At 69.1% G+C, this 223-nt stretch carries 1 protein-coding gene; it reads right to left on the reverse strand.

What is annotated here, in order from left to right; genetic code table 11:
• A partial coding sequence (locus tag E4K09_RS07590) for an adenine nucleotide alpha hydrolase family protein (RefSeq protein WP_483238015.1) occupies positions 1-212 on the reverse strand: 212 nt, incomplete at its 3' end.
• Positions 213-223 lie beyond the last annotated feature (11 nt).

The following is a 223-nucleotide window of genomic DNA, read 5'->3' on the forward strand; positions in this document are numbered from 1 at the left end:
TCGGCGAGCTGGTGCTCGTAAGGAGGCGCATCGGCCAGCAGCACCTTCTCCACGCCCTCCAGCTTGGCGGCCGCCTCGGCCGCCGCGCGGGCGTTGGAGCCGGCCACGAGAATGTGCACCGGAGCGCCCAGGGCCTTGGCGGCGGAGAGCGCCTTGTGGGTGGCGTCCTTGACGTGAGCGTTGTCGTGCTCGGCAATCAGCAACGTGGTCATGGGTCTTGTTC

It is taken from the genome of Microvirga pakistanensis (assembly GCF_004458765.1).
GTDB classification, from domain to species: Bacteria; Pseudomonadota; Alphaproteobacteria; order Rhizobiales; family Beijerinckiaceae; genus Microvirga; species Microvirga pakistanensis.